Below are 22,521 nucleotides of genomic sequence, written 5' to 3'. Positions count from 1 at the left end.
GGGGGTCACCAACTCTGCAGGCAGGCGAGCAGGCTCCGGGCCTCGACGTTGACGTAGTAGCCGTGCCTCAGGAGCCCGGTGAGCTGATGGACGGTCATCCAGCAGTAGTCCTCGGGTACGGCCACGGGGAAGTCGTCGTCCGCCTCGACCAGGAGGTAGCTGTTCTGCGAGTGGTAGAAGCGCCCGCCCTCCTCGGCCAGGACGGCGCTGTAGAGGAGCTGTTCGCGCGTTGCGGCCAGGACGTGGTCGAGGAACAGGGGCGGCCCCGCCGGGTAGTTGTCCGGGACGCACTGCACGGTCGGCCCCATCTCGACGCCGTCCAGCAGGCCGGGCTGGAACCGGGCGTGGACCAGCAGGTGTGCGACCCCTTCGATGGCCTTGATGACGAACGCGACGATGCCGCGGCCCTCCGGGGACAGCAGCGGCTGGTCCCACACGGCCACCTCGCGGTGGGCGACCTCGGCGGTCACGCCGATGATGCCGAAGTGCCGTCCGTCCTCGTGGGTTATCTGCTCCGGGGTGCTGTGCCACCCGGGGAGGTCGCGCAAGGGCCTGCGGTGCGCGGTCAGTTCGTGCCGGCTCTTGGCTCCGGTGAACCACCGCAGCACGGCCCCGCTCTCGTGCAGGGCGGGGCCCGCGCCTGTCGCCGACAGGACGAGCGCCGCCGCGAGGCCACCTACCGGCACCGGCCTGAAGTCGGGGAACGCGTCCGTCGGCAGGCAGGCCAGCACCGTCCGGGTGTCCATGTTGACCAGGCCGTCGACCCGCAGCAGCCGCCGCAGTTCGGTCAGCGCCAGCCAGTGGTACCCCTCGGCGGCGGGCACGTCCTCGGCCACCTGGACGACCATGTTGCGGTTGCGCTTGCACAGGAACCACGCGCCCTGCTCGGACTGCAGGACGTCCACCAGCGTCCGGCCGGCGCCGGGCCGGGTGAAGAACTCCAGGTAGCGGGTGCTGCGGCCGCGGTGGATACGTGTGTAGTTGCTGCGGGTGGCCTGGACGGTCGGTGACAGCTGGACGCGGTTGTGGTTGCCCGGCTCGATCTTCGCCTGCACGAGGCAGTGCGGGACGCCGTCCACCTCCTTGACCAGCATGCCGAGGATGCCGATCTCGGGCTGGTTGATGATGGGCTGGCTCCACTCGGGCACCGGCCCGTAACTGGTGTGCACCCGCAGGCCCTCGACGGAGAAGAAGGCCCCGGACTCGTGGGCGAGGTTGCCCGTGTCCGCGTCGAAGCGCCATCCGCGCAGCTCGGTCAGCGGCGCCCGGGTCACCAGGCACTGCGCGGCGGCGGAGAAGCGCGTGAACCAGTCGTGGAACTCCGCACCCGCGGCCTCCGGCGGGTACGGCGGGGAGGGGAGGTCCACGACGTCCGTCGCCCGGCCTGCCGGGAGGCCTACCACAGACCGGCCTGTTCGAGCACGACCTCGCCGACGGCCTTCTCGCTGTCGGTCAGCAGCCGAAGGTCGTGGTCGACCATCATGGTGACCAGTTCCTCGAAGGAGACCTCGGGCTTCCAGCCGAGCTTCTGCCGGGCCCGGCTCAGGTCGGCGCAGAGCAGCTCCACCTCCGCCGGGCGCAGCAGCCGGGGGTCCACCTCCACGTGCTCACGCCAGTCGAGACCGGCGTGCGCGAAGGCGAACTCCACCAGGTCGCGCACCCGGTGGGTGATCCCGGTGCCCAGGACGAAGTCCTCCGGCTCGTCCTGGGCGAGCATCATGGTCATGCCCCGTACGTAGTCCCCGGCGAAGCCCCAGTCGCGTTCCGCGTCGAGGTTGCCGAGCTGGAGCTTGTCCATCAGGCCGAGCTTCACGGCGGCCACGGCGAGGGACACCTTCCGGGTGACGAACTCGGGGCCGCGGACCGGCGACTCGTGGTTGAACAGGATGCCGCTCACCGCGAACATCCCGTAGGACTCCCGGTAGTTCTGCACCATGTAGTGCCCGAACGCCTTGGCCACCCCGTACGGACTACGGGGGTGGAAGGGCGTGCCCTCGTTCTGCGGGGTCTCCCGTACCTTGCCGAACATCTCCGACGTCGACGCCTGGTAGAACCGTGGCACGCCCCTGCTGGTGGTCCGTGAGCTGCTGAGCCCCGCCGTGATGCGGATGGCCTCCAGCATCCGCAGCACGCCCTTGCCGGTCACCTCCGCTGCGACGGTGGGCTGTTGCCAGGAGACCGGTACGTACGACAGGGCCCCGAGGTTGTAGATCTCCGTCGGGTCGGACTGCTCGACGGCGGCGATCAGGCTCGTCTGGTCGAGCAGGTCGCCGCTCACCACGCGGATGTCCGGGTGCAGGGGACGGCCGTCGCGGGCGTAGGGCCGGCCCTGGCCCCGGGCCATTCCGAATACCTCGTATCCGGACTCGATGAGTTGACGCGCGAGATAAGTGCCGTCCTGGCCAGTGATTCCCGTTATGAGCGCTCTCTTAGACAGAATCGTCTCCCAGCCGTGAGGGACCCACAGAACGGCGTGATCACATGGATTCTGCTGCCACACACCGCGGGGCAAATACGTATCACCAGTCATTGCAAATGCTACGTGACAAACTCAGGTGAATCACTGTCCGGATCGGCAGTATAGGGAATTCACTAGCGTCCCTCAGCGGCCGTCCGGAAATTCACCGAAAGCCGGAAATGATATTCGTCGGGCCCGGTGGGAGGCGTGGGAAGTCGTACGGACGTCATCCTGGCGTCCCCGCCGGGGCGGGCACGGCCTCGATCAGCCACAGGTCGGTGCCGGCCAGCGGTGCGAGCGCCAGGACCGTCAGACCGGCCGCCGCGCACAGCCGCTCGAAGTCGCCGCGGGTGCGCTCCAGGCCGTTGCCGTTGACGAGCAGGTTGAGGTCGTTGAGGTAGGTCGTGGGCACGGCGTCCGCGGGCACCGTGTCAGGCAGCAGGTGCTCGACCATGACGACCCGGCCGTGCGCCGGCAGGGCCCGGCGGCAGTGCGCGAGGATCGTCGCGGCCCGCTCGTCCTCCCAGCCGTGGACGACACTCTTGAGCAGGTAGAGGTCGCCGCCCCCGGGGACGGCGGCGAAGAAGTCGCCGACCTCCACCGTGCAGCGGTCCGCGACGCCCTCCGCCGACAGCACGTCCTTGGCCTGGGCGGCCCCCGCCTCCGTGTCGTACAGCACTCCGCGCAGCGCCGGGTGTGCGCGCAGCACCTCGGCCAGCAGCGTCCCGTCGCCGCCCCCGACGTCCACCACCGTGCGGACGGCCGAGAAGTCCTGCTCGGACGCGACCAGCGAGGCGACGCCCCGGGTGCCCTGGCTCATCGCCGCGTTGTAGAGCCCCGACAGGTCGGCGTCGCCAGCCAGGTACGCGAAGAAGTCGCGGCCGAACACCTCGTCGAAGGCCGGGCCGCCGGTGCGGACGCTGTGGTCCAGGTGCTGCCATGCCGTGGCGACCGCGGGGTCGGTGAGCATCCGGGCCAGTGAGTGGAAGGAGGGCGTACTCTCCGCCCGCAGCAACTGCCCGACCTGGGTCAGCGCGAAGACGCCCGGCTCCCGCTCGCGCAGCACCCCGAGCGCGGCCAGGCCGCGCAACAGCCGGTTCATGGCGGTGGGTTCGCTGCCGAAGTCACGGGCCAGGGCGCCGGCGTCCCGCTCCCCGTCCCCGATCGCGTCGGGCAGGCCGAGCCGCACCGCGAGGCCCACCACCTGGGTGGCCATCCCGCCGAACACCAGCCTGACCAAATCCGTCCAGGGGGGCGCCTCGGTCCGCTGCTCCGTCATCGCGTCACCGGTCCTCTCGTCTGCGGCGCGTCCTCGCCGAGGCCTCTGCGCACGGCCCGCTCCACCGGGGTGTACCGCCCGTCGGGGCGGTCGAGTTCGAGCTCCCCCACGGGGAGCAGGTTGGGCTGCGCCATGAACCGCGGGCGGGAGCCGGTGTTGGCCACCGGTGTGTGCACCAGGAAGGGGTGGCACAGATAGACGTCCCCGGCCTTGCCCGTCGCGGACCTGAGCGGACGGTCCCGTCCCACCTCGGCGGCCTCCAGGTAGGTGCCCGCCTCGCCGTACGGCTCCAGCAGCGGTGGCACGTCCAGGTGGGAGCCGGCGCGGATCAGCGTCGGCGCGTCCTGTTCCCCGGTGTCGGAGAACAGGAACAGCAGCAGCAGCGCCCGGCCGCGGGAGCGCACGTTGTACCGGAAGACCTTGTCGTAGTCCGGCGGGATCACGTCCAGCTCACCGGACCAGTCCCGGTCGGCGTCCGCGTCGTCGGCCAGGAAGCTGGCGTCGATGTGCCAGCCGTAGTCCTCGGTCTCCTCCGGCCTCTTCGGTACGGGGAAGCGCACCGGGAAGGTGCCGACCTGGGTCAGCGGCTGCCACCGGCCCTCCCCCGCGAGCTGGTCGTAGGCGGCGTGCAGGACGGGGGTGTTGGCGGCGCGGACGAACACGTCGTCGTCGCGCACCCCCAGCCGGACGACCTCGCGCGTCCAGGTGGCCGGGTCGTCGGGGTCCATCTCCAGCTGCCGCCACAGCAGGGCGCGCGCCTCGTCGGCGAGCTCCGCGGGGAACGCACCCGGCAGGTGGATGAAGCCGTCGGAGACGAAGCTGTCGAGCTGTGCCCCGGTCAGTACGCAGGTTCCCATGACGCTCCTTTACCGGGGTCGCTTAGTTCGACACCAACCCCGAAGCGGGATGCTACATAGCCGCGTGCGAAGAAGTACTAGAAATTCCACTAGAGCGTCACGACTACACTTTGGAAAGTATTTCACGATTAGGCATGTGCAATGCCCTGCGCCGTGAAACCTGAATTCCTAGCGAGGAGTCGGATGTCCAACAATGTGCTCGTGATCGGCGGTGGGCCGGCAGGGTCCACGGCGGCCTCCTTGCTCAGCAAGGCGGGAATGTCCGTCAAGCTGTTGGAACGGGAGACATTTCCCCGCTACCACATCGGCGAATCCATCGCCTCCTCGTGCCGCACGATAGTCGACCTCGTCGGCGCCCTGGAGGAGGTCGACTCCCGCGGCTACACCGTGAAGAACGGCGTGCTGCTCCGCTGGGGCAAGGAGGACTGGTCGATCGACTGGCCGAAGATCTTCGGCTCGGACGTCCGCTCCTGGCAGGTCGACCGCGACGACTTCGACCACGTGCTCCTGAAGAACGCGGTCAAGCAGGGCGTCGACGTCACCGAGGGCGTCACGGTCAAGCGCGTGCTGTTCGACGGCGACCGGGCGACCGGGGCCGAGTGGCTGGACCCCGACACCGGTGAACTGGTCGGCGGGGAGTTCGACTACGTCATCGACGCATCGGGGCGGGCCGGCGTCATCTCCTCTCAGCACCTGAAGAACCGCCGCCCGCAGGAGATCTTCCGCAACGTCGCGATCTGGGGTTACTGGCAGGGCGGCTCCCTGCTGCCCACCTCGCCCACGGGCGGCATCAACGTCATCGGCGCCAAGGACGGCTGGTACTGGGTGATCCCGCTTCGCGGGGACCGCTACAGCGTCGGTTTCGTCTGCCACCAGGACCGGTTCCTGGAGCGCCGCCGGGACCACGACGACCTGGAGGGGCTGCTGGCCGCGCTGGTCGAGGAGTCCCCGACCGTCCGCGACCTCATGGCGAACGGCGAGTACCAGCCGGGCGTCCACGTGGAGCAGGACTTCTCCTACGTGGCCGACAGCTTCCACGGCCCCGGCTACTACATCGCGGGCGACGCCGCCTGCTTCCTCGACCCGCTGCTCTCCACCGGCGTCCACCTGGCCCTGTACAGCGGCATGCTGGCGGCGGCCTCGGTGCTGGCCACGGTGAACGAGGACGTCACCGAGCAGGAGGCCGGGACGTTCTACGAGTCGCTGTACCGCAACTCCTACCAGCGGCTGTTTACCCTGGTGTCCGGCGTGTACCAGCAACACGCGGGCAAGGAGGCCTACTTCGAGCTCGCCGACGCGATGGCCCCGGAGCGGGCCGGCACCGAGTACGAGCAGGTCGACGGCGCGGTGGCGTTCGCCGAGCTGGTCGCGGGGCTCGCCGACATCCACGACGCCGTCACCGGCACGCACGAGGACCACGCGCAGCAGGCGCACGCCGACGCGGTCGCCCTGCCGGGGGACAACTCCGTGCGCCAGCTGCTGGAGGCGGCCGAGAGCGCGCGGCTGATGGCGGCGGCCCGCACGCCGCGGGCCCCGGTCAGCGAGGCGCCCGGGAAGATGGACGCGCACGACCTCTACGACCCCGCGACCGGGCTCTACCTGGTGACCAGCCCGACCCTGGGAATCGGCCGGGCCAAGGCCTGACCGGAGCAACACCCGCCCCTCCGGGCCCCGGTGAGCAGCGGGCCGGGCCCCGGGGGGCGAACCGCGGGCCTAGCGCGTCGGGACGGACCGGACCCGGGCGAGGTCGTCGAGCACCCGGGCCCAGCACTGCCGTACGCCCTCGGCCAGCGGCACGGTGGCCTGCCAGCCGAGTTCGGCGCGGGCCCGTGAGACGTCCAGCCAGTTGCCCCGGTGGTCGAAGGAGCGTCCCCGCTCCCAGCGCACCGCGACGGAGCCGCCGGTCACCGTGGAGACGATGTCCAGCAGCCCGCTCAGCGAGGTGGGTGCGCCCGATCCGACGTTCACCACGGCGGGCAGACGGCCGCCGTGCGCCCCGCGGCGCAGCGTGAGCAGGAGCCGGGTGACGTCGTCGACGTGGACGTAGTCCCGCACCACGTGCGGATCGCCGAACACCCGGACGGGTTCGCCCCTGGCGGCCGCCGACAGCCAGTGCGGCAGCACACCGAACCCGCGCGCCGCCCGCTGGCCGGGGCCGTAGACATTGCTCAGCCTGGCCACCACGGCACGGACGGCGTCCGCGTACTGCGCCAGTTCGTTCTCGAGGCGGAGCTTGGCGTGCCCGTAGGCGGAGTCGGGCCTGGTGGGCGTGGCCTCGCGGTACGGGGGCGCGATCTCGGGTGCGTAGACGGACCCGCCCGAGCTGGCCAGTACGAGCACCGGACGGCGCCCCTGTGCGGACAGCGCCTCCAACACCTGTGCCAGCAGGGCGCGTTCGGCCTCCACCAGGTCGGGGCGCTGCTCGGCGAGGACCGGGCTCAGTCCGGCGGCCAGGAAGTACACGACGTCCGCCGCCGCGAGCCCCGGGGCCGCACGGCCGCCGGTCACCGGTGGGAACGCCCGGTTGAAGGCGGCCGGGGGCCCCGACCCTTCGGCGGTGAGCCCCGCCACCAGATGGGACCCGATGAAACCGGTGGCCCCGATCACCGCCGTGCGCGGGCCGGGCGGCCGGTCCGCCGTGGTCACGTCGCTCCGAGACGCAGCAGGGGCGACGCCACCAGCTCGGCGAGCGAGGCCACCCGCGGCACGTCGTCCCCCGGCGGCGCGGTACGGACCTGGCGCAGCGCGCGGTAGGCCCGGGTGATGTCCGGATGGACGCCCGGCGGTACGCGGTAGTCGTCCCGCGCCAGCACGAAGACCGCCGGGCAGCCCAGTGAGCGGGCGGGTGTCACGTCGTGGTCGACGCGGTTGCCCACCACCAGCAGCCTGTCGGGCGGGACGTCCAGTCTGGCCAGGGCGATGCCGAGCAGTCGCGGGTCGGGCTTGGCGACCCCTTCGAAGCAGTCGAGGACCACCGGCGCCAGGGAGTCGGTCAGCCCCCAGTCGGCGAGCACGTCGGCGCACTCCGGCGGCTGGTTGGCGACCACGGCCGTCGGCAGTTCGAGGGCGAGCGCCCGCACCGCCCCGACGGAACCTGGTATCTCCTGGGCCAGTTCGCGCCAGGCCCGGCGCACGCGCGCCCAGCTCGCGTCGGCCGCCGCCGAGGCGAGCAGGCCGGGCCGGCCGTCGGGCGCGGCGCCGCCCAGGTAGAAGCGCTCGGTGTCCTCGACGAAATCCCGCAGGGTGACTCCGGGATCGGCGGCGACCGCGAGATCGAAGGTCCCCTGAAGCCATGCCAGTTCGAAGGGCTCGTCAAAGTAGATGACTCCCCCGACATCCAATGCAATCGCACTGTGTCCACTCATAGAAACCAGCTCCCGTATTTTGCATACGTCGCTGCGAGAGTATTGCACGCGTATCAATGGGATTGCCGCCCGCAGGCCGGGGAATCCACACCGCCGGAAAGAGTCTAGTTAATTCACTATTCTCCGGCCGAAGCTGATGCCATATTTCGGGGAGGACCATATCGTACTCCTCGAATACCTGACGAAGGGAGCCATTGATGGAGGCCATGGAAACGGTGATCGGCGAAGAGCACCGGGCAGCCTTCCGGGACGACGGATTCGCGTCGCTGCCACGCCTGGTGGACGACACGGAGCTGGAGTGGCTGCGCGGTGTGTACGACCGCCTGTTCTCCGAGAACGCCGACTTCGCGACGGGTGACTACTTCGACATCGCGGCACGACAGGATTCCGATCAGCCGGCCCGGCTGCCGCAGATCGTACGTCCGGAGAAGTTCGTCCCCGAATTGGTCGAGAGCGCCCATTTCCAGCGGTGCCGGGCGATCGCCGCGCGGCTCCTGGAAATCCCCGAGGACGAACTCGACTTCTACGGGCACGCCATTTCGAAACCGGCGAACTACGGCGCGGCGACGCCCTGGCACCAGGACGAGGGCTACATGGACCCGCGCTGGCGCCGCCGGGGGCTGAGCATCTGGACCACGCTGGACGAGGCCACCGTGGACAGCGGCTGTCTGCACTACGTGCCCGGCGGCCACCTGGGCCCGGTACTGCCGCACCGGCACATAGACGGCGACGACCGCATCCGGGGCCTGGTGACCGACGCGGTGGACCCGGCCGCGGGGGCGCCCGTCCCCCTCGCGCCCGGGGAGGCCGTGGTGCACGCCCTGCGCGCTCCGCACTACGCGGGCCCGAACCTCACCGGACAGCCGCGCAGGGCCTACGTGCTGGTCTTCATGGGGCCGGTCGAGGAGGTCACCGACCCCGAACCGCGGCCCTGGCTGGACGAGCGCTGAAAAGCTGCCGAGGTCCGGGCGGCCCGGCCGCCGCGGACCTCGGCAGCTCACTTCCAGGTCACGCCGGACAACAGCCTCCGGCATCTCACTTCCAGGTCACGCCGGACAACAGCCTCCGGTACTGCTCCACATAGCGCCCGGCGATCGACACATGGCCCCACAGCCGCTCCGCCGCGCTCCGCACCTCGTCCGGCGCCGGCAACTCCTCCAGGGTCCCGCGGGCCGCGTCCGGCGCGAAGCCGGTTCCGTAGTCCACGATCCTGCCGACCGAGGGCACGATCTCCGCCAGACAGCCGTTGCCGGTGCCCACGACGGGCGTGCCGCTCGCGGCGGCCTCGGAGACCACCGTGGCGCCGGGCTCGCACCACACACCGCCCCACGGACCGGTGACGGGCTGGGACATGACCAGCACCGCACGGGCGGAGGCGAGCAGGCCGAGCCGCCGTTCACCGCCCACCTCACCGATCGGCTCGACGACCGAGCCGTACCGGCGGGTGATCTCCTCGAAGTACTCCGGCTCCCAGACGGGCCCGCCGAGCACCAGGCGCACGCCGCACGCGTGCGCGAACGCCGCAGCCTCCAACGCGCCCTTGTGCGGGGAGACCCGCCCCAGGAAGAGCAGGAAGTCCTCCTTGGCCACCCCGCCCCCGGCCGGCCGGTAGCGCGCCGGGTCGACCGGGATGGGGATCACGGGTGCGTCGTCACCGCCGCCGCAGTGCGCGCGCTGCGCCCGTGAACTGTAGGTGCAGCCCACGGGGTTGACCGCCCGGGTGGTGAAGTGGTGCGAACTGAGGAACGCGGTGGCCGGCGGCAGCCCGGCCGGACCGATCACGCCCCCGCTGTGGTCGTGCACCACGTCGACGTCCGAGGTCCGCAGCCACTGCTGGATCTCCTGCGGTTCGCCGACCGGCACGACGGTCAGCCCGGGGCGCCCGGCCAGGCTGCCGGGGGCTCCCAGCAGGAAGACCTCGTGCCCGAGTTCCAGCAGTCCGTCCATCAGGTTGGCGACGACCCACTGGATGCCTCCGTACCCCTGCGGGGGCACGGTGATCCACTTGTCGCTCCCCGGCACCCGCAGCGGGATGTTGACCAGCGCGACCTTCAACGGCTTCACCGCAGGGCTCCCTTCGGCGCGGTCCGCCCGCCCCGGGAGCGCAGCGCGCGGTGGTCCCGGCGGCGGGTGCGCATGGTCGGCACCCGGTCGGCGAGCCAGCGCAGCGCCTCGGCCGTCTCGCGCGCTCCCGTCGCGGCGGGGACGCGGCCGACGACGCTGTGCCCCAGGAGGTCCGCCACGAGCCACCGCCCGGCGAGCCTGGCGGCCTTCGCCGGGTGCCAGTCGACGTCGGTCAGCAGGTAGTAGTAGCGGTTGCGCCGCATGTGGACCCGGCTGTACGTACTGGCCACGGCGGCCCCTCCGGCGCCCCGGTGCTGGATGCCCAGGTCCAGGTGCAGGGCCACCCGCCAGCCCGCCCAGCGGGCCCGGCGGCACAGGTCGGTCTCCTCGTAGTAGGTGTGCAGCACCTCGTCGAACAGCCCGGTCTCGCGCAGCATCTCGGTCCTGGCGAAGAGCGCCGCGCCCTGTACGTAGGCGTGTTCCAGGGTCCGCGGGGCCCGCCCCTGCGCGGGGCCGGCCGGCGACGGGTGGTCGAGCCCGTCGCCGGCGAAGGCGTGTTGCTCACCGAGCCACAGCGCGGTCTGCGTCCACTCGTTGAACTCGTCGAGCGAGGTGGAGTCGGCGTCGTAGCGGTACTGGAGCGGGCCGAGGATGCCGTACTGCGGCCACTGCTCGGCCACTTCGGTCAGTCCCCGCACGAGGCCGGGCGGTGTCCAGGTGTCGGGGTTGACGAGGAACACGTGGTCCGCGCCGGTCTCCAGCGCCCGGCGCATGCCGACGTTGTTCGCCCCGGCGAAGCCCAGGTTGCGCTCGTTGCGGATGACCGTCACCGCGGGGTAGGCCGTACGCACGTGCTCGACACTGCCGTCCGCCGAGTCGTTGTCGACGTAGCAGACCTCCAGGTCGAACCCGGTGGTGTCGCTGTCCAGCAAGGATTGGATGCAACGGTCCAGCCAGCGCAGCTCGTTGGTCCCCACGGTGATCGTCATGACTCGGGGCCGGCGTTCGGAACTCATCTTCTCTCCCGTCTTCCGTTCGAATCCGGATCGCGTCGTCGCGTCACTTCAGGACGGCGCGGATCGCGTCGGTCAGCTGGCCCGCGTTCGGCAGCAGCGCCTGGTCCAGCACGAGCGCGTACGGGATGACGGCGCCGTCCGGCCGCGTCACCCGCCGGGGCCGGGTCACCAGGTCGAACTGCTCCGCCGCGGTGGCCAGCACCTCACCGCCGATGCCGCTCATCCGGTTGGCGTCGTCGATCACGACCAGCCGGCCGGTCTTCTGCGTCGACGCACGGATCGTCTCCCAGTCCATCGGGTAGATCGTGCGCGGGTCCACCACCTCGATGGAGGCCTCGTCCGCCATCGCCTCGGCGACGGCCAGCGCGACGTGCACGCAGTGGCCGGTGGCGACGACGGTGACGTCCTCGCCCGTACGGTGGATCCGGGCCGAGCCCAGCGGTACCGGGCCGAGTTCGCCGGGCACCTCCTCGACCGTCCCCATCAGCATGCTCGGCGCGAAGACGATCACCGGGTCCGGGTCGCGCACGGCCGACAGGAGCAGGCCGTAGGCGTCGGACGCGGTGGCGGGCAGCACGGTCTTGACGCCCACGTGCGCGAACAGGCTGTAGGGGTGGTCGGAGTGCTGGCCCGCCATCCCCGAGCGCGAACCGGAACCCGGCACCAGGTAGGTCACCGGGACCTCCACCTGTCCCCCGGTCATCAGCGAGAACTTGTGCGCCTGGTTGGCGATCTGCTCGAACACCAGATAGAGCAGCGAGGGGATCTGGTACTCCACGACGGGCCGCTGCCCCGCCATCGCCGCGCCGGTGGCCAGGCTGGTGAAGGCCTGCTCGGACAGCGGTGTGTCGACGACCCGTCCGTCGCCGTAGCGCTCGTGCAGCCCCTTGGAGACCTGGGTGAGGCCGAGCCGTACGTCCTCGCCGAACACGCAGACGCGGTCGTCGACGGCCATCTCGTCGTGGAGCGCCTGGTTCAGCGCCGTGATGTACGCAACTGCAGCCATCAGATCATCACTCCGGGTCGCGCGGTCGTGCCGTCGGCATAGAGGTGGTGGAGCGCTTCGTCCGCCTCGGGGGCCTGCCCGGCGCGGGCGAACTCCACGGCCTCGTCGATCAGCGTGCTGATCTCGGCGTCGATGGCGCCGGCCGTGGCCTCCGGCACCCGGGCGCTCTGGGCGACGAGCGGGTCGCGCGCGTGCCAGTCGCCGACCTCGGCGGCGTCCCGGTAGGTCAGCCCCACCTGCTCCTCGAAGGAGTGGTGGCCGTGGAAGCGGTAGGTCCGGCACTCCAGGAAGGTGGGGCCGCCGCCCTCGCGGCAGCGTGCGACGGCCTCGGCGGCGGCGTCCGCGGTGGCGTCGGCGTCCATGCCGTCCACCGCGCGCGCCGTCAGACCGAACCCGGCGGCCCGCTCCACCGCGTCACCGGCCAGCGACCGCTTCAGCGGCAGGCTGGTCGCCCAGCCGTTGTTCTCGCAGACGAAGACCACCGGCAGCTGCCACAGGGCGGCCAGGTTGAACGACTCCAGCACCACGCCCTGGCTGAGCGCGCCGTCGCCGAAGAAGCTCACCGCCACCCGGTCGTCGCCGCGCTGCTGGAACGTCCAGGCCGCACCGGCGGCGATGGGCGCGCCCGCCCCCACGATGCCGTTCGCGCCGTACACACCGAGACCGACGTCGGCGGCGTGCATCGAACCGCCCCGGCCCCGGTTCAGGCCGGCGGTCGTCCCGCACAGCTCGGCCAGCGTCCGCCTCGGGTCGGCGCCCTTGGCGAGGACGTGGCCGTGGCCCCGGTGAGTGCTGGTCAGGATGTCATCGCGGCCGAGTGCGGCGCAGACGCCCGCGGCCACCGCCTCCTGGCCGATGTAGGGGTGGATACCGCCGACGATCTCGCCGGTCAGCGACATCGCCAGGCAGCGCTCCTCGAATTCCCTGATCAGGCGCATCGTCCGGTAGAGCCGGACGGCTCGCGACTCGGCTTCCATCGCCGGTGTCCCTTCTCCTGTGGTCACCGGCTGAGCGTCCGGTAGCGGCGTACCGACAGCGGTACGAAGATCAGCAGCAGTACGAGGGGCCAGGCGACGGCCAGTTCGATCGCGTGCTGGGCGACCCAGGAACTGCCCGTGACACCCGGGTTGCCGAACAGCTCCCGGCAGGCGGTCACCGTGGAAGACAGCGGGTTCCACTCCGAGATGGTGCCCAGCCAGCCGGGCATCTTCTCCGGTGACACGAAGGTGTTGGCCAGCATCGTCAGCGGCAGGATCGGCACATAGGCCGCGCCGGCCGCCTCCGGGGGCAGCAGCAGCCCCAGATAGACGCCGACCCAGATGAGGGAGTAGCGCCACAGCAGGAGCAGTCCGAGGGCCGCCAGCGCGTTGCCGGTTCCCTCGTGCCAGCGCCAGCCGACCAGCAGGCCGCAGCCGAGGAGGATCGTCAGCTCGATCACCGAGCTGAACATGTCGGCGAAACTGCGGCCGAGCGCGACGCCCGACTGCGCCATCGGCATCGCGCGGAACCGGTCGGTCACCCCCCGGGAGACCGCGCTGGTGACGGCCAGCATGCTCGTCACCACGCCGAACATCATCGCCTGGCCGAACAGCCCCGGCATCAGGAACTCGCGGTAGTCCCCGCCGCCCGCCACGGACATGGCGCTGCCGAACACGTAGCCGAAGACCACGGTCATGATCGGGAACATCGCGCAGTAGAAGATCAGTCCGGGGTTGCGGCGCCAGTTGATCATGTTGGCGCGGCCGACCACCCAGCCGTCGACGGCGGCCCAGCGGGTCTTTTCCAGCACGGTCATCATCCGACCGGCTCCTTCCTACGAGCGGCACGGTTGGTCACGTGCAGGAACACGTCGTCCAGCGTCGGACGGCGCAGCGCCACGTCGGCGACCTGGTGCCCCCGTTCGCGCAGCGACTGCACGATCTCCACCAGGTCCCCGACCCGGTCCCGTACCGGCGCGTCGATGCGGCGGGTCTCGGTGTCGACCTCGGGTTCGGCCCCCGCCAGGCGGGCGACGTCCGCCGCGGCGCCCGCGAGGTCGGACCCGGCTGCCAGCGTCACCACGATCCGGTCGCCGCCGACCAGGGACTTGAGGGTCTCGGGGGTGCCCTCGACGACCGCGCGTCCCTGGTCGATCACGGATATCTGGTCCGCGAGCCGGTCCGCCTCCTCCAGGTACTGCGTGGTGAGCAGCACGGTGGTGCCCTGACCGACCATCGAACGGACCATCTTCCAGACCTCGTTGCGGTTGCGGGGGTCCAGGCCGGTGGTGGGCTCGTCGAGGAAGAGCACCTTGGGCACGGTGAAGAAGCCGGCCGCCAGGTCCAGCCTGCGCCGCATACCGCCCGAGTAGTGCTTGAGCCGCTTGTCGGCGGCCTCGGTCAGCTCGAACAGCTCCAGCAGCTCCTCCGTACGGCGCCGTGCCTCCTTGACGCCCACGTGGTAGAGGCGGCCCCACATCTCCAGGTTCTCGCGGCCGGTCAGGATCTCCTCGACCGCCGGGTACTGGCCGGTGACGCCGATCGAGCGGCGCACCTCGGCGGGCGCGCGCGTCACGTCGTGGCCCGCCACCACGGCACGGCCGCCGTCCGGTTTGAGCAGGGTGCTCAGGATCCTCACGGCGGTGGTCTTGCCCGCGCCGTTGGGACCGAGCAGGGCGCACACCGTGCCCTCGGGCACCACGAGGTCGAAACCGTCCAGCGCGCTCTCGGCCCCGTACGTCTTGCGCAGCCCCTCGGCGATCAAGGCAGCTTTCGCCGACCCGCTCATACTCCTCCTTCAGTGATCAGTTCGGCCGGGTCCGCCGCGTTCATGAACGCGCGCAGCGCCCGCAGGTGCGCGGCGGGCTTGGTCCAGCCAAGGCCGTCGCACCACTCGGCCAGTTCGGTCAGCTCGACGGTCGCCCGGCGTTTCTCCTCGTCCGGGAGGTTGGCGACCGACAGGTCGTCGGGCCACTGCACGACGTTGGCCAGGTCCGCCTCCAGGCCCTCCGCACGGGCGAACAGCAGCAGGTCCCGCAGCCCCCACAGGTTCAGCCGCTGCGGGGCGACCTGGAGCCACAGGTCCACCTCCCCCTTCATGCGGCGCAGGTTCGCCACGAAGACGTCCCACTTCGCGCCCTCGCGGATGAGCTCGAAGACCTCGCCCACCCCGTCGCAGGAGGCACCGATCCCGACGCTCTTGAAGTGCGGGAAGAGGCCGAAGACCTTCTCCGGCAGCACCGTGAGGTTGGAGTTGTAGACGATGTCGACGTTGCCCGCGTTGCCGGTCTCGATCAGCAGGTCCAGCGTCGCGAAGTGGCCCGGCTGCATGAACGGCTCGCCGCCCGCGAAGTACAGCCGCCGGATGAGGTGGGCGTTCTCGCGCAGCGTCGCCCACAGCTCCTCGTCCGCGCGGTAGGGGTCGATCACCGCGGACGACCAGGACGGCCGTTTCTTGGCGCCCCAGCCGGAGCTGACCGGGTAGGCGCACATCACGCAGCGCAGGTTGCAGGTGTTGCCGAAGCGGATGTCGAGGAAGAACGGGAACTCGTCGTACGTCCCGTCGTCGGCGGTGCGTGCGGCCAGCTCGTCCAGGTCCACCGTGTCGGCGAACCGTTCGTTGATGCTCTGCCGGTAGGAGGTCGCGCCCCGGTCCTCGCGGTGGTAGCAGTAGTCGCACGCGGACACGCGCTCGCCGGCCAGCATCGCCAGCCGGGTCCGCCGCATGTTGGGGCTGTTGAACGCCTCGGTCAGCCCCCGCACCTCGTCGGGGTTGTCCGCCGCGTACCGCGAGTGGGGGGTACAGCCGATGGCGTCGGCGTTCAGCTTGAAGACCGGTTCGCCCACGGACTCGTACAGCTCGTTGTGGTACATCGAGTCGTCCACGCAACAGCGGCCGTAGACACCGTCGATGGAGGCGCACTGATGGATCCACGGCAGCACGCACATGGTGGGGCTCGGCGGGTTCTGGGTCACTTCGCGTCTCTTTCCGGGTTCTCCGGCGTACGGGGCTTGGTGGCGGCCAGCAGGATGTCCAGGTAGAACGGCTCGGCCGGGCCCTCGGCTCGGCCGAGGTCCGCGAAGACCCGGTCGAGGTAGTCGTCGAGGACGCGCGGGCGCAGCCGGTCGGCCAGGGCCAGGGCGCGCAGCAGCAGTCCCACCGGACCGCCGCCGGGCCAGCCGTGCTGCCGGCCGTGGTGGCGCAGCAGGAGCAGCAGCCCCCGGGGCCCGCAGGTGAGCTTGACCGCGCGGTCCACGGTGAAGCCGGCCCGCTCGGCCTGCGCGGTGAGTCCGTCGGCGGTCCAGCGCCACAGGTCCTGTCCGCCGTGTTCCTCCCAGACCCCGTGCGTGGAGAGCACCAGCGTGCCGCCGGGCCGCAGCAGCCGCAGCGCCTCCCGCAGATGCCGGTCCGGGTCCGTCACGTGTTCCAGGACCTGGGTGGAGAGCACACCGTCGAACGAGCCGTCGGGCAGGCTGCTCAGCCCCTCGTCGTCGAGCTCGTGATCGGCGCTCAGGTCCTCGCCGCCGCGCATCTCGGCGGTCTCCAGCCGGGCGCCGGGGAGCAGTTCGCGGTACGGCGAGGTGCCCGCACCGAGGTCGAGCCAGCGTCCGGACGCCCCGGCGAGCTGCTCGGCGAGGGCCAGCCGCAGGTCGAGGAGGTGGGCGTAGGCCCAGTCACCGGGGCGCGGGTCCGTCCGCTCCCGGTACCGTTCGGCGACGATCTCCTGGGCGGTGGGTGTGCGGCGCGGGCGCGCGGGCGCCGCCGGGGTCCGCGTGCCCGGCAGCGGCAGGCGGTGGAGCAGATTCGTCACCGCCAGTACTCCTCGTGCGGGAACCGCAGACCGGAGATCTCGGGGGACTCGTCCCACAGCCGGTACTGCTCCACCGGGCGGTAGTCGAAGGGCTCCTCGTCGCGGTGGGCCGCGGACGCCGCCCGTTGCTCCAGGCAGGCGCGCAGCACCTGCTGCTTGAGCCCCACGTACGCGGGCACGTGCGGGCCCAGGTGGTGCTCCACCTCGCCCGGCCGGTACTCGTAGTAGACGACCCTGCGCTGCTTGCCGACCACCGCCGGGGCGCCGTGCAGCGTCAGGATGTTGTGCAGCAGGGCGTCGCCCGGCTCCATCACGGCGGGGACGGCCCCGGTGGTGTCCCACTCGGTGGCGTTCAGCCGGGCGGCGGTCTCGGTGAACCGCTCGTCCGGCCAGTAGTTGGACTGCGGGACGGCCCAGACGCAGTTGTCCTCGGGCGCGGGGTCGAGGTAGATGCCCACGTCGATGACGCGCCCGCCGCCGGTGACGGCGACCGCCTCGGGGTACATCTGGCCGTCGCGGTGCCAGGGCAGCCGGGGCGCGCCCGCCGTGGTCTTGAACACCATGCTGTCCCAGGTCGGGATGACGTTCGGACCCACCAGGGTCTCCATGGCCCGCAGCAGCAGCGGGTGGCCCGCCAGCCGGGCCAGCACCGGGGACTTGTCCATGACGTACTCGATGCGCACCGGGGCCGCGTCGGGGTCGTCGGGCTCCAGCGTCCAGATGGTGTCGTGCATCGACCGGGTGCGCCAGGCGTCGTCGATCAGGCCGCCCGCGGCCTCCTGCACCGACTGCAGTTCGGCGGGGTCGAGCAGGCCGCGCACGGCCAGCACACCCTGCCGCCGGAAGGCGGTGACGTGCTCGGGGAGCAGGCCGGTCTCCCGGATGCGGCACTCGGGGACGGTGCGGGAGGCGAGGGAGGGGTCGGTTGTCTCGGTCATGACGGGGTCACCTCTCCTCGGAGGGAACGGGCGGACGGGGGCTCGTGGTCGGCGACGAAGTACCACTGCGCGCGCAGCTCGTCGGCGAAGGCGGCCCGGTCCAGGCCCGGTTCCGCCGCCAGCCAGGCCGACAGGGTGTACAGCGTGTAGCCGAGGTCGTCGACCAGCAGCGCCCACAGGTCGTCGCTGGTGGTGCCGTAGTCGCGCATGGCGTGGTCACCGCCGTGCTCGAAGACCACCACGGGGCGCTGTCTGCGCAGCAGCTCGGCGGCTCCGCGCAGGGCGCCCACCTCGCCCCCCTCGACGTCCACCTTCACCAGGTCCAGGCGGGTGCCGTCGGGGACCACGTCGTCCAGCCGTACGGTGTCGACCGCGATCTCCACCAGGGTCTCGTCGGCACGGTCGTACGGGCGCCGGCGCAGGCCGCTGTAGCCGGGGTTGGAGACCACGTGGACGAAGCTGTCGCGGCCCGCGGTCGCGGCGGCGGCGGCCTGCCACACCGTGACCTCGGGGAAGTCGCCGCGCAGCTGTTCGGCGTAGTGCGGCAGGGGCTCGACTGCCAGGTGCCGGCCGCGCGGGGCGGCCCGCCGCATGTGCGTGAGTATCTCGCCGCCTCCGGCGCCGATGTCCAGACAGCAGGAGTCCGGCTCGCAGACCCGCTCGATGATCTCGACGGTGAGCCGGTCGTACCAGTCGTTGAGCTCCTGCACCGGGATGTGTGACGTCATCTCAGGCCGCCCTCTCCGCACGCGCGGGCGGCTGGTCCCCGCTGCCGTCCAGCTCGGGCGCACCGGCCAACAGGCCTTCCAGCGCCAGCAGATCGCTCTCGTCGAGGTGGATGTCCACGGCCCGCACGCTGTCCTCCAGGTGCTCGGGAAGCTGGGCGCCGATGACCGGGACGACCTGGGCGGGGTGGGCCAGCACTGAGGCCAGCGCGAGCTGGGCCACGCTGTGCCCGCGTTCGGCGGCGAATCCCCGCAGCCTGTCCACGGCCGCGAGCAGTTCGGCGAAGCGCTCGCCCCGGAAGATCGGGGAGTAGGCGCGCCAGTCGTCGGGCGGGAACACCTGGCCGGGGCGGAGCGCTCCCGCCAGCACCCCGTGGGCGAGCGCCGACCATCCCATGACGCCGGTCCCGGTGGCCTCGCAGTGCGGCAGCACCCGCTTCTCGACCGAGCGGTCGAGCATGTTGAAGGGGACCTGGGCGACCTGCGGGGGTGTCACGGCGGAGAACTCGGTCATCTCCTCGACGGTGTGGTTCGAGACGCCCACCTGCCGGGTGAGCCCCTCCGCCACGAGGTCGGCCAGCACACCCGCGGTCTCGGCCTGCGGGATGCGGGGGTCGGGCCAGTGGACCAGGAACACGTCCACGTAATCGGTCCCCAGGGTGCGCAGGCTGTCGGTCAGGTTGGCCCGCAGGAAGGCGGCGTCGCTGTTGCGGACCACACCGTTGCCGTGCAGCTCAAGCCCGCCCTTCGTGGCGATGACGAGCTCGGAGCGGTGGGTGCGCAGCAGGTCGCCGAGACCGCGGGCCAGGCCGGCCTCGGCCTTGCCCTCGCCGTAGGAGTGCGCGCTGTCGAAGAAGTTCACGCCCAGGTCGAAGGCGCGCCGTACCGCCTCCACGGCCGGCTCGGTGCTGCTGCCCCAGAATCCGCTCAGCGCCCAGGTGCCCAGGCAGACGGAGGAGACCTTGGGGCCCTCGCGTCCCAGCGTGCGGTACCTCATGCCTCCTCCTGCCTGCACAGGGTGAGGAAGCAGACGCCGCCGTGGTCCTCCTGCGAGCCGGGCACCGGTGCCAGCCCGGCCTCCGCGGCGAGTTTGCGGACCACGTCGCTGCCGAGCCAGGACATGAACCCCTTCACGGCGACCGGGTGGGCGCCCGGGTAGCTCTTGACGTACTCGTGGAACTGCGGCCCGGTCACCTCGCCGAAGTCGAGGTAGTTGAAGAGGAACCGGCCGCCCGGGCGCAGCACCCGCCGGATCTCCCGCAGGTAGAGGAAGGCCTCGAAGGCGTTCAGATGGATGAAGACGTTGAGCGCGAACCCGGCGTCGAAGGAGGCCTCGGGCAGCTGGGCCAGGTAGTCGTTCTCGATGTGGTGGAAGGCCACGTTCTGCCTGCCCTCGCAGGTGGCGCGGGCCTTGTCGAGGAAGGACAGGCTGACGTCCGCGCACAGCAGGCTGTTGACCCGGAGCGCCAGCTCGCGGGCCATGACACCCTCGCCGCTGCCGAGTTCGAACAGGTCGGTGCCCGCGTCCAGGGACAGTGCCCCGGCGATCTGGTCGATCCGCCCGGCCCGGTCGTGCAGGTACTCGTCGCGCGGCTGGTAGCCCGCGAGGCGCACCTGCATCCCCTCCGGGTCGTTCCACTCCCAGACCATGTTGAGCTCCTCGACGGTCCTCGGGATACGCACTCCCTTGACCGCGGGTGTCTCGCCTGTCATGCCGCTCCACTTCCGATGTCGCTCGGTTCGTTCACGCCGTCGCGGTCCGTGTCGTGCGCGTAGGTGCTCCCCCACCAGAGCAGGGTGCGTCTGATGCCTTCGGCCAGCGGCACCTCGGGCTTCCAGCCCAGCTGCACCCTGGCGGTCTCGATGTCGGGGCAGCGCCGGCCAGGCTCGTCCTCGGCCGGCTCGCGGAACTCCGTCCGCAGCTCGGCCCCCGCGTGTCCGGCGATCGCCTCGGCGATCTCACGGACGGTCATCTCGCCGGTCGCGCCGATGTTCACCGGGCCGGGGAAGGAGGAGCCCATCAGGGCCAGCAGCCCCCGCACCGTGTCCTCGACGAAGCAGAGCGACCGGGTCTGGTCGCCGGTCCCGTTGATGGTGAGCGGCGAACCGGCGAGTGCCTGGCCGATGAACGTCGGCACCACCCGGCCGTCGTCGCGGCGCATCCGCGGACCGTAGGAGTTGAAGAGGCGGGCGATGCCGGTGTTCACGCCCAGCGTGCGTGAGTAGGCGGCGGTCAGCGCCTCGGTGAACCGTTTCGCCTCGTCGTACACCGACCGCGGGCCGATCGGGTTGACGTTGCCCCAGTAGCTCTCGCGTTGCGGGTGCTGGGCGGGGTCGCCGTAGATCTCCGAGGTGGAGGCCACCACGAAGCGGGCGCCGTGCTCGTGCGCCAGGCGCAGCGCGTTCTCGGTCCCGGCCGAGCCGACCCGCAGCGTCTCCAGCGGGAGCGCCAGATAGTCCAGGGGGGACGCCGGTGACGCCAGGTGCACGACGTGGTGCACCGGCCCCTGGACCGAGAACGGCTCGCTCACGTCGGCCCGCAGCAGCGTGAACCGCTCGTCGCCCGCCAGCGCCTCGAGGTTGGCGGTCCTGCCGGTCGACAGGTTGTCCACGCAGGTCACCCGCAGGCCCTGCTCGACGAGCCGCTCGCACAGGTGGGAGCCGATGAAGCCGGCGCCCCCGGTGACCACGGCGTGCTGCCCCTTCGCCGGCCCGACCGTCATGAGATCCTCCGGGCCTGTGCGGTGTGGTTGGTGATCCCGGCGACGTCCTGCGCCGAGAGCCCGCCCTCTTGCGCGAGGCGGGTCAGCAGCCCGGCGACCGCGGCGGGCGAGGGTGCCTGCTCGACGCCGTCCCGGAGTTTCTGCGCCGCCAGGCGGTAGCGGTGGTCGAACAGCACCTTGCCCAGCGCCTCCTCGACCTTCTCGGCCGAGGCCTCGAGCCCGGAGAGGGTCACGGTCGCGCCGGCCGGGTCGATGCGCCGGCCGCAGATGAGCGTGTCGTAGTTGAGGGCGAGCGAGAGCTGCGGAACCCCGGCCACGATGCCGTTCATGTAGCAGTTGGCGCTGCCGTGGTGAATCAGCAGGTCACACTGCGGAAGGATGAGTTCCAGCGGGCAGTCGCGCAGCACCCGGACGCCGGCCGGCAGGGTGCCCAGCTTGTCCACCTGCTCCACCGGCGCGGTCAGCACCACCTCCGCGCCCTGGCGTACCGACGTGTCGATGGCGTGCCGCAGCGCCGGTACGTCGGCGCCGAAGATGCCCGATGCCGACTTCCCCCAGACGATGCACACGCGTTTGCCCCGGACCGGCCCCAGCTGCCAGGGGTCCACGCCCTGGGCGCCGTTGTACGGGACGTAGCGCATGGGCAGCCGCAGTGCGCCGCCCATCGGCGGCACCGCCACGTCGGGCGAGGGGTCCACGGCGTACTCGATCTTGTCGCGGCCCCACTCGACCCCGTACTTCTCGAAGCACGACAGCGGGTCCGCCGACACCAGGTCGAGCCCCGGCTCGGTCTCCACGGTGCCGATGAACCCCGGGGAGACGTAGACACTCGGCACCCCGCGGAGCGCGGCGACCAGCGCGCCCTCGACGGCCATGATGTCGTGCACCACCAGGTCGGGCCGCCAGTGCTCGCCGAAGTTCACCGCGTTGTCGTAGCTGCGCTGCACCGCGTCGATCGACTTCTTCCAGAAGTCACGCAGTTCGCCGGGGTCGAAGTCGTTGAGCGACTGCATCGACTGACCGGTGAAGGGGTGCAGCGGCAGCGGGCGCGGACCGGACTGCGGCGGTGTGTACATGGCCTGCACGTAGAACGCCAGCCGGGCGCTCTCCATCATGTCCGGGCCGTCGAGCACCGGAACCGGCATCAGGCCGGTCGCGGCGACGCCCCGCTCCTGCGACGGCGGGCACGCCACCCGGATCTCGTGTCCCGCGGCGCGCAGCGCCCAGGCCAGGGGCACCATGCACATGTAATGCCCCGCCCAGTTCGAGGCGGTGAACAGAATTCTCATCCGAAAGACTCC

Annotated in this window: 22 protein-coding genes; 2 read left to right on the top strand and 20 right to left on the bottom strand. The window is 71.3% G+C overall.

From position 1 onward, the window contains the following. Window positions 1-5: 5 nt before the first annotated feature. The 4 genes from ACIQM4_RS12900 to ACIQM4_RS12885 form a co-directional block, all read right to left on the bottom strand. Complete coding sequence (locus ACIQM4_RS12900; RefSeq protein ID WP_401589993.1) at window positions 6-1,367, bottom strand: NDP-hexose 2,3-dehydratase family protein; 1,362 nt, start codon at window positions 1,365-1,367, stop codon at window positions 6-8. A 29-nt stretch (window positions 1,368-1,396) separates the two neighbouring features. Then, complete coding sequence (locus ACIQM4_RS12895; RefSeq protein WP_401590170.1) at window positions 1,397-2,437, bottom strand: GDP-mannose 4,6-dehydratase; 1,041 nt, start codon at window positions 2,435-2,437, stop codon at window positions 1,397-1,399. Between the two features lie 247 nt (window positions 2,438-2,684). Beyond that, window positions 2,685-3,737: a methyltransferase gene (locus tag ACIQM4_RS12890; protein ID WP_401589990.1), complete on the bottom strand. Its 1,053-nt coding sequence runs from the start codon at window positions 3,735-3,737 to the stop codon at window positions 2,685-2,687. Next, window positions 3,734-4,594, bottom strand: a complete 861-nt coding sequence (locus tag ACIQM4_RS12885; RefSeq protein WP_401589987.1) for a phytanoyl-CoA dioxygenase family protein — start codon at window positions 4,592-4,594, stop codon at window positions 3,734-3,736. Before ACIQM4_RS12885 ends, ACIQM4_RS12890 begins: the two co-directional genes overlap by 4 nt. A gap of 183 nt (window positions 4,595-4,777) precedes the next feature. Between ACIQM4_RS12885 and ACIQM4_RS12880 the strand changes: the two genes are divergently transcribed. Further along, window positions 4,778-6,238: an NAD(P)/FAD-dependent oxidoreductase gene (locus ACIQM4_RS12880; protein ID WP_401589984.1), complete on the top strand. Its 1,461-nt coding sequence runs from the start codon at window positions 4,778-4,780 to the stop codon at window positions 6,236-6,238. Window positions 6,239-6,307: 69 nt separating this feature from the next. On the opposite strand, the gene ACIQM4_RS12875 is transcribed toward ACIQM4_RS12880, so the two are convergent. Continuing rightward, a complete protein-coding gene (locus ACIQM4_RS12875) occupies window positions 6,308-7,240 on the bottom strand; it encodes an NAD-dependent epimerase/dehydratase family protein (protein ID WP_401589981.1) in 933 nt (310 codons plus the stop codon). Further along, complete coding sequence (locus ACIQM4_RS12870; RefSeq protein WP_401589978.1) at window positions 7,237-7,935, bottom strand: HAD family hydrolase; 699 nt, start codon at window positions 7,933-7,935, stop codon at window positions 7,237-7,239. The genes ACIQM4_RS12875 and ACIQM4_RS12870 overlap by 4 nt, the downstream gene beginning before the upstream one ends. Before the next feature lie 221 nt (window positions 7,936-8,156). On the opposite strand from ACIQM4_RS12870, the gene ACIQM4_RS12865 reads away from it, so the two are divergent. Next, on the top strand, window positions 8,157-8,909 hold the full coding sequence (locus ACIQM4_RS12865; protein WP_401589975.1) for a phytanoyl-CoA dioxygenase family protein: 753 nt from the start codon (window positions 8,157-8,159) through the stop codon (window positions 8,907-8,909). Between the two features lie 85 nt (window positions 8,910-8,994). On the opposite strand, the gene ACIQM4_RS12860 is transcribed toward ACIQM4_RS12865, so the two are convergent. Genes ACIQM4_RS12860 through ACIQM4_RS12795 form a run of 14 tightly spaced genes read right to left on the bottom strand, consistent with a single transcriptional unit; the run spans window position 8,995 to window position 22,509 of the window. Further along, window positions 8,995-10,023: a glycosyltransferase family 4 protein gene (locus ACIQM4_RS12860; RefSeq protein ID WP_401589972.1), complete on the bottom strand. Its 1,029-nt coding sequence runs from the start codon at window positions 10,021-10,023 to the stop codon at window positions 8,995-8,997. Beyond that, the gene (locus ACIQM4_RS12855; RefSeq protein ID WP_401589969.1) at window positions 10,020-11,039 is read right to left on the bottom strand and encodes a glycosyltransferase family 2 protein; all 1,020 of its coding nucleotides are present in this window, start codon (window positions 11,037-11,039) and stop codon (window positions 10,020-10,022) included. Before ACIQM4_RS12855 ends, ACIQM4_RS12860 begins: the two co-directional genes overlap by 4 nt. A gap of 43 nt (window positions 11,040-11,082) precedes the next feature. Further along, a complete protein-coding gene (locus tag ACIQM4_RS12850; RefSeq protein ID WP_401589966.1) occupies window positions 11,083-12,045 on the bottom strand; it encodes an alpha-ketoacid dehydrogenase subunit beta in 963 nt (320 codons plus the stop codon). After that, window positions 12,045-13,049, bottom strand: coding sequence for a thiamine pyrophosphate-dependent dehydrogenase E1 component subunit alpha (locus ACIQM4_RS12845; RefSeq protein WP_401589963.1), 1,005 nt, complete (start codon window positions 13,047-13,049; stop codon window positions 12,045-12,047). The genes ACIQM4_RS12850 and ACIQM4_RS12845 overlap by 1 nt, the downstream gene beginning before the upstream one ends. Then, on the bottom strand, window positions 13,046-13,840 hold the full coding sequence (locus ACIQM4_RS12840; RefSeq protein WP_401589960.1) for an ABC transporter permease: 795 nt from the start codon (window positions 13,838-13,840) through the stop codon (window positions 13,046-13,048). The genes ACIQM4_RS12845 and ACIQM4_RS12840 overlap by 4 nt, the downstream gene beginning before the upstream one ends. Further along, window positions 13,840-14,811 carry an ATP-binding cassette domain-containing protein gene (locus ACIQM4_RS12835; RefSeq protein ID WP_401589957.1) on the bottom strand — a complete coding sequence of 324 codons (972 nt, stop codon included), beginning with the start codon at window positions 14,809-14,811 and terminating at the stop codon, window positions 13,840-13,842. The genes ACIQM4_RS12840 and ACIQM4_RS12835 overlap by 1 nt, the downstream gene beginning before the upstream one ends. Further along, complete coding sequence (locus ACIQM4_RS12830) at window positions 14,808-15,998, bottom strand: twitch domain-containing radical SAM protein (protein ID WP_401589954.1); 1,191 nt, start codon at window positions 15,996-15,998, stop codon at window positions 14,808-14,810. Before ACIQM4_RS12830 ends, ACIQM4_RS12835 begins: the two co-directional genes overlap by 4 nt. Further along, window positions 15,995-16,834 carry a class I SAM-dependent methyltransferase gene (locus tag ACIQM4_RS12825; RefSeq protein WP_401589951.1) on the bottom strand — a complete coding sequence of 280 codons (840 nt, stop codon included), beginning with the start codon at window positions 16,832-16,834 and terminating at the stop codon, window positions 15,995-15,997. Before ACIQM4_RS12825 ends, ACIQM4_RS12830 begins: the two co-directional genes overlap by 4 nt. After that, window positions 16,831-17,772 (bottom strand): phytanoyl-CoA dioxygenase family protein, encoded by a 942-nt coding sequence (locus ACIQM4_RS12820; RefSeq protein WP_401589948.1) that lies wholly within the window; start codon window positions 17,770-17,772, stop codon window positions 16,831-16,833. The genes ACIQM4_RS12825 and ACIQM4_RS12820 overlap by 4 nt, the downstream gene beginning before the upstream one ends. Then, complete coding sequence (locus tag ACIQM4_RS12815; protein ID WP_401589945.1) at window positions 17,769-18,500, bottom strand: FkbM family methyltransferase; 732 nt, start codon at window positions 18,498-18,500, stop codon at window positions 17,769-17,771. The genes ACIQM4_RS12820 and ACIQM4_RS12815 overlap by 4 nt, the downstream gene beginning before the upstream one ends. A 1-nt stretch (window position 18,501) precedes the next feature. Continuing rightward, entirely contained in the window at window positions 18,502-19,494 is a 993-nt protein-coding gene (locus ACIQM4_RS12810) for an aldo/keto reductase (RefSeq protein ID WP_401589942.1), read from the bottom strand. Further along, a complete protein-coding gene (locus ACIQM4_RS12805; RefSeq protein ID WP_401589939.1) occupies window positions 19,491-20,210 on the bottom strand; it encodes a methyltransferase domain-containing protein in 720 nt (239 codons plus the stop codon). Before ACIQM4_RS12805 ends, ACIQM4_RS12810 begins: the two co-directional genes overlap by 4 nt. Then, window positions 20,207-21,220: an SDR family NAD(P)-dependent oxidoreductase gene (locus tag ACIQM4_RS12800; protein WP_401589936.1), complete on the bottom strand. Its 1,014-nt coding sequence runs from the start codon at window positions 21,218-21,220 to the stop codon at window positions 20,207-20,209. Before ACIQM4_RS12800 ends, ACIQM4_RS12805 begins: the two co-directional genes overlap by 4 nt. Continuing rightward, on the bottom strand, window positions 21,217-22,509 hold the full coding sequence (locus ACIQM4_RS12795; RefSeq protein WP_401589933.1) for a nucleotide disphospho-sugar-binding domain-containing protein: 1,293 nt from the start codon (window positions 22,507-22,509) through the stop codon (window positions 21,217-21,219). Before ACIQM4_RS12795 ends, ACIQM4_RS12800 begins: the two co-directional genes overlap by 4 nt. Window positions 22,510-22,521: the final 12 nt, after the last annotated feature.

Source organism: Streptomyces sp. NPDC091272, assembly GCF_044757485.1.
GTDB lineage: Bacteria > Actinomycetota > Actinomycetes > Streptomycetales > Streptomycetaceae > Streptomyces.
Note: the sequence above shows the minus strand (reverse complement) of the source record. Positions and strands in the feature narration are given on the sequence as shown.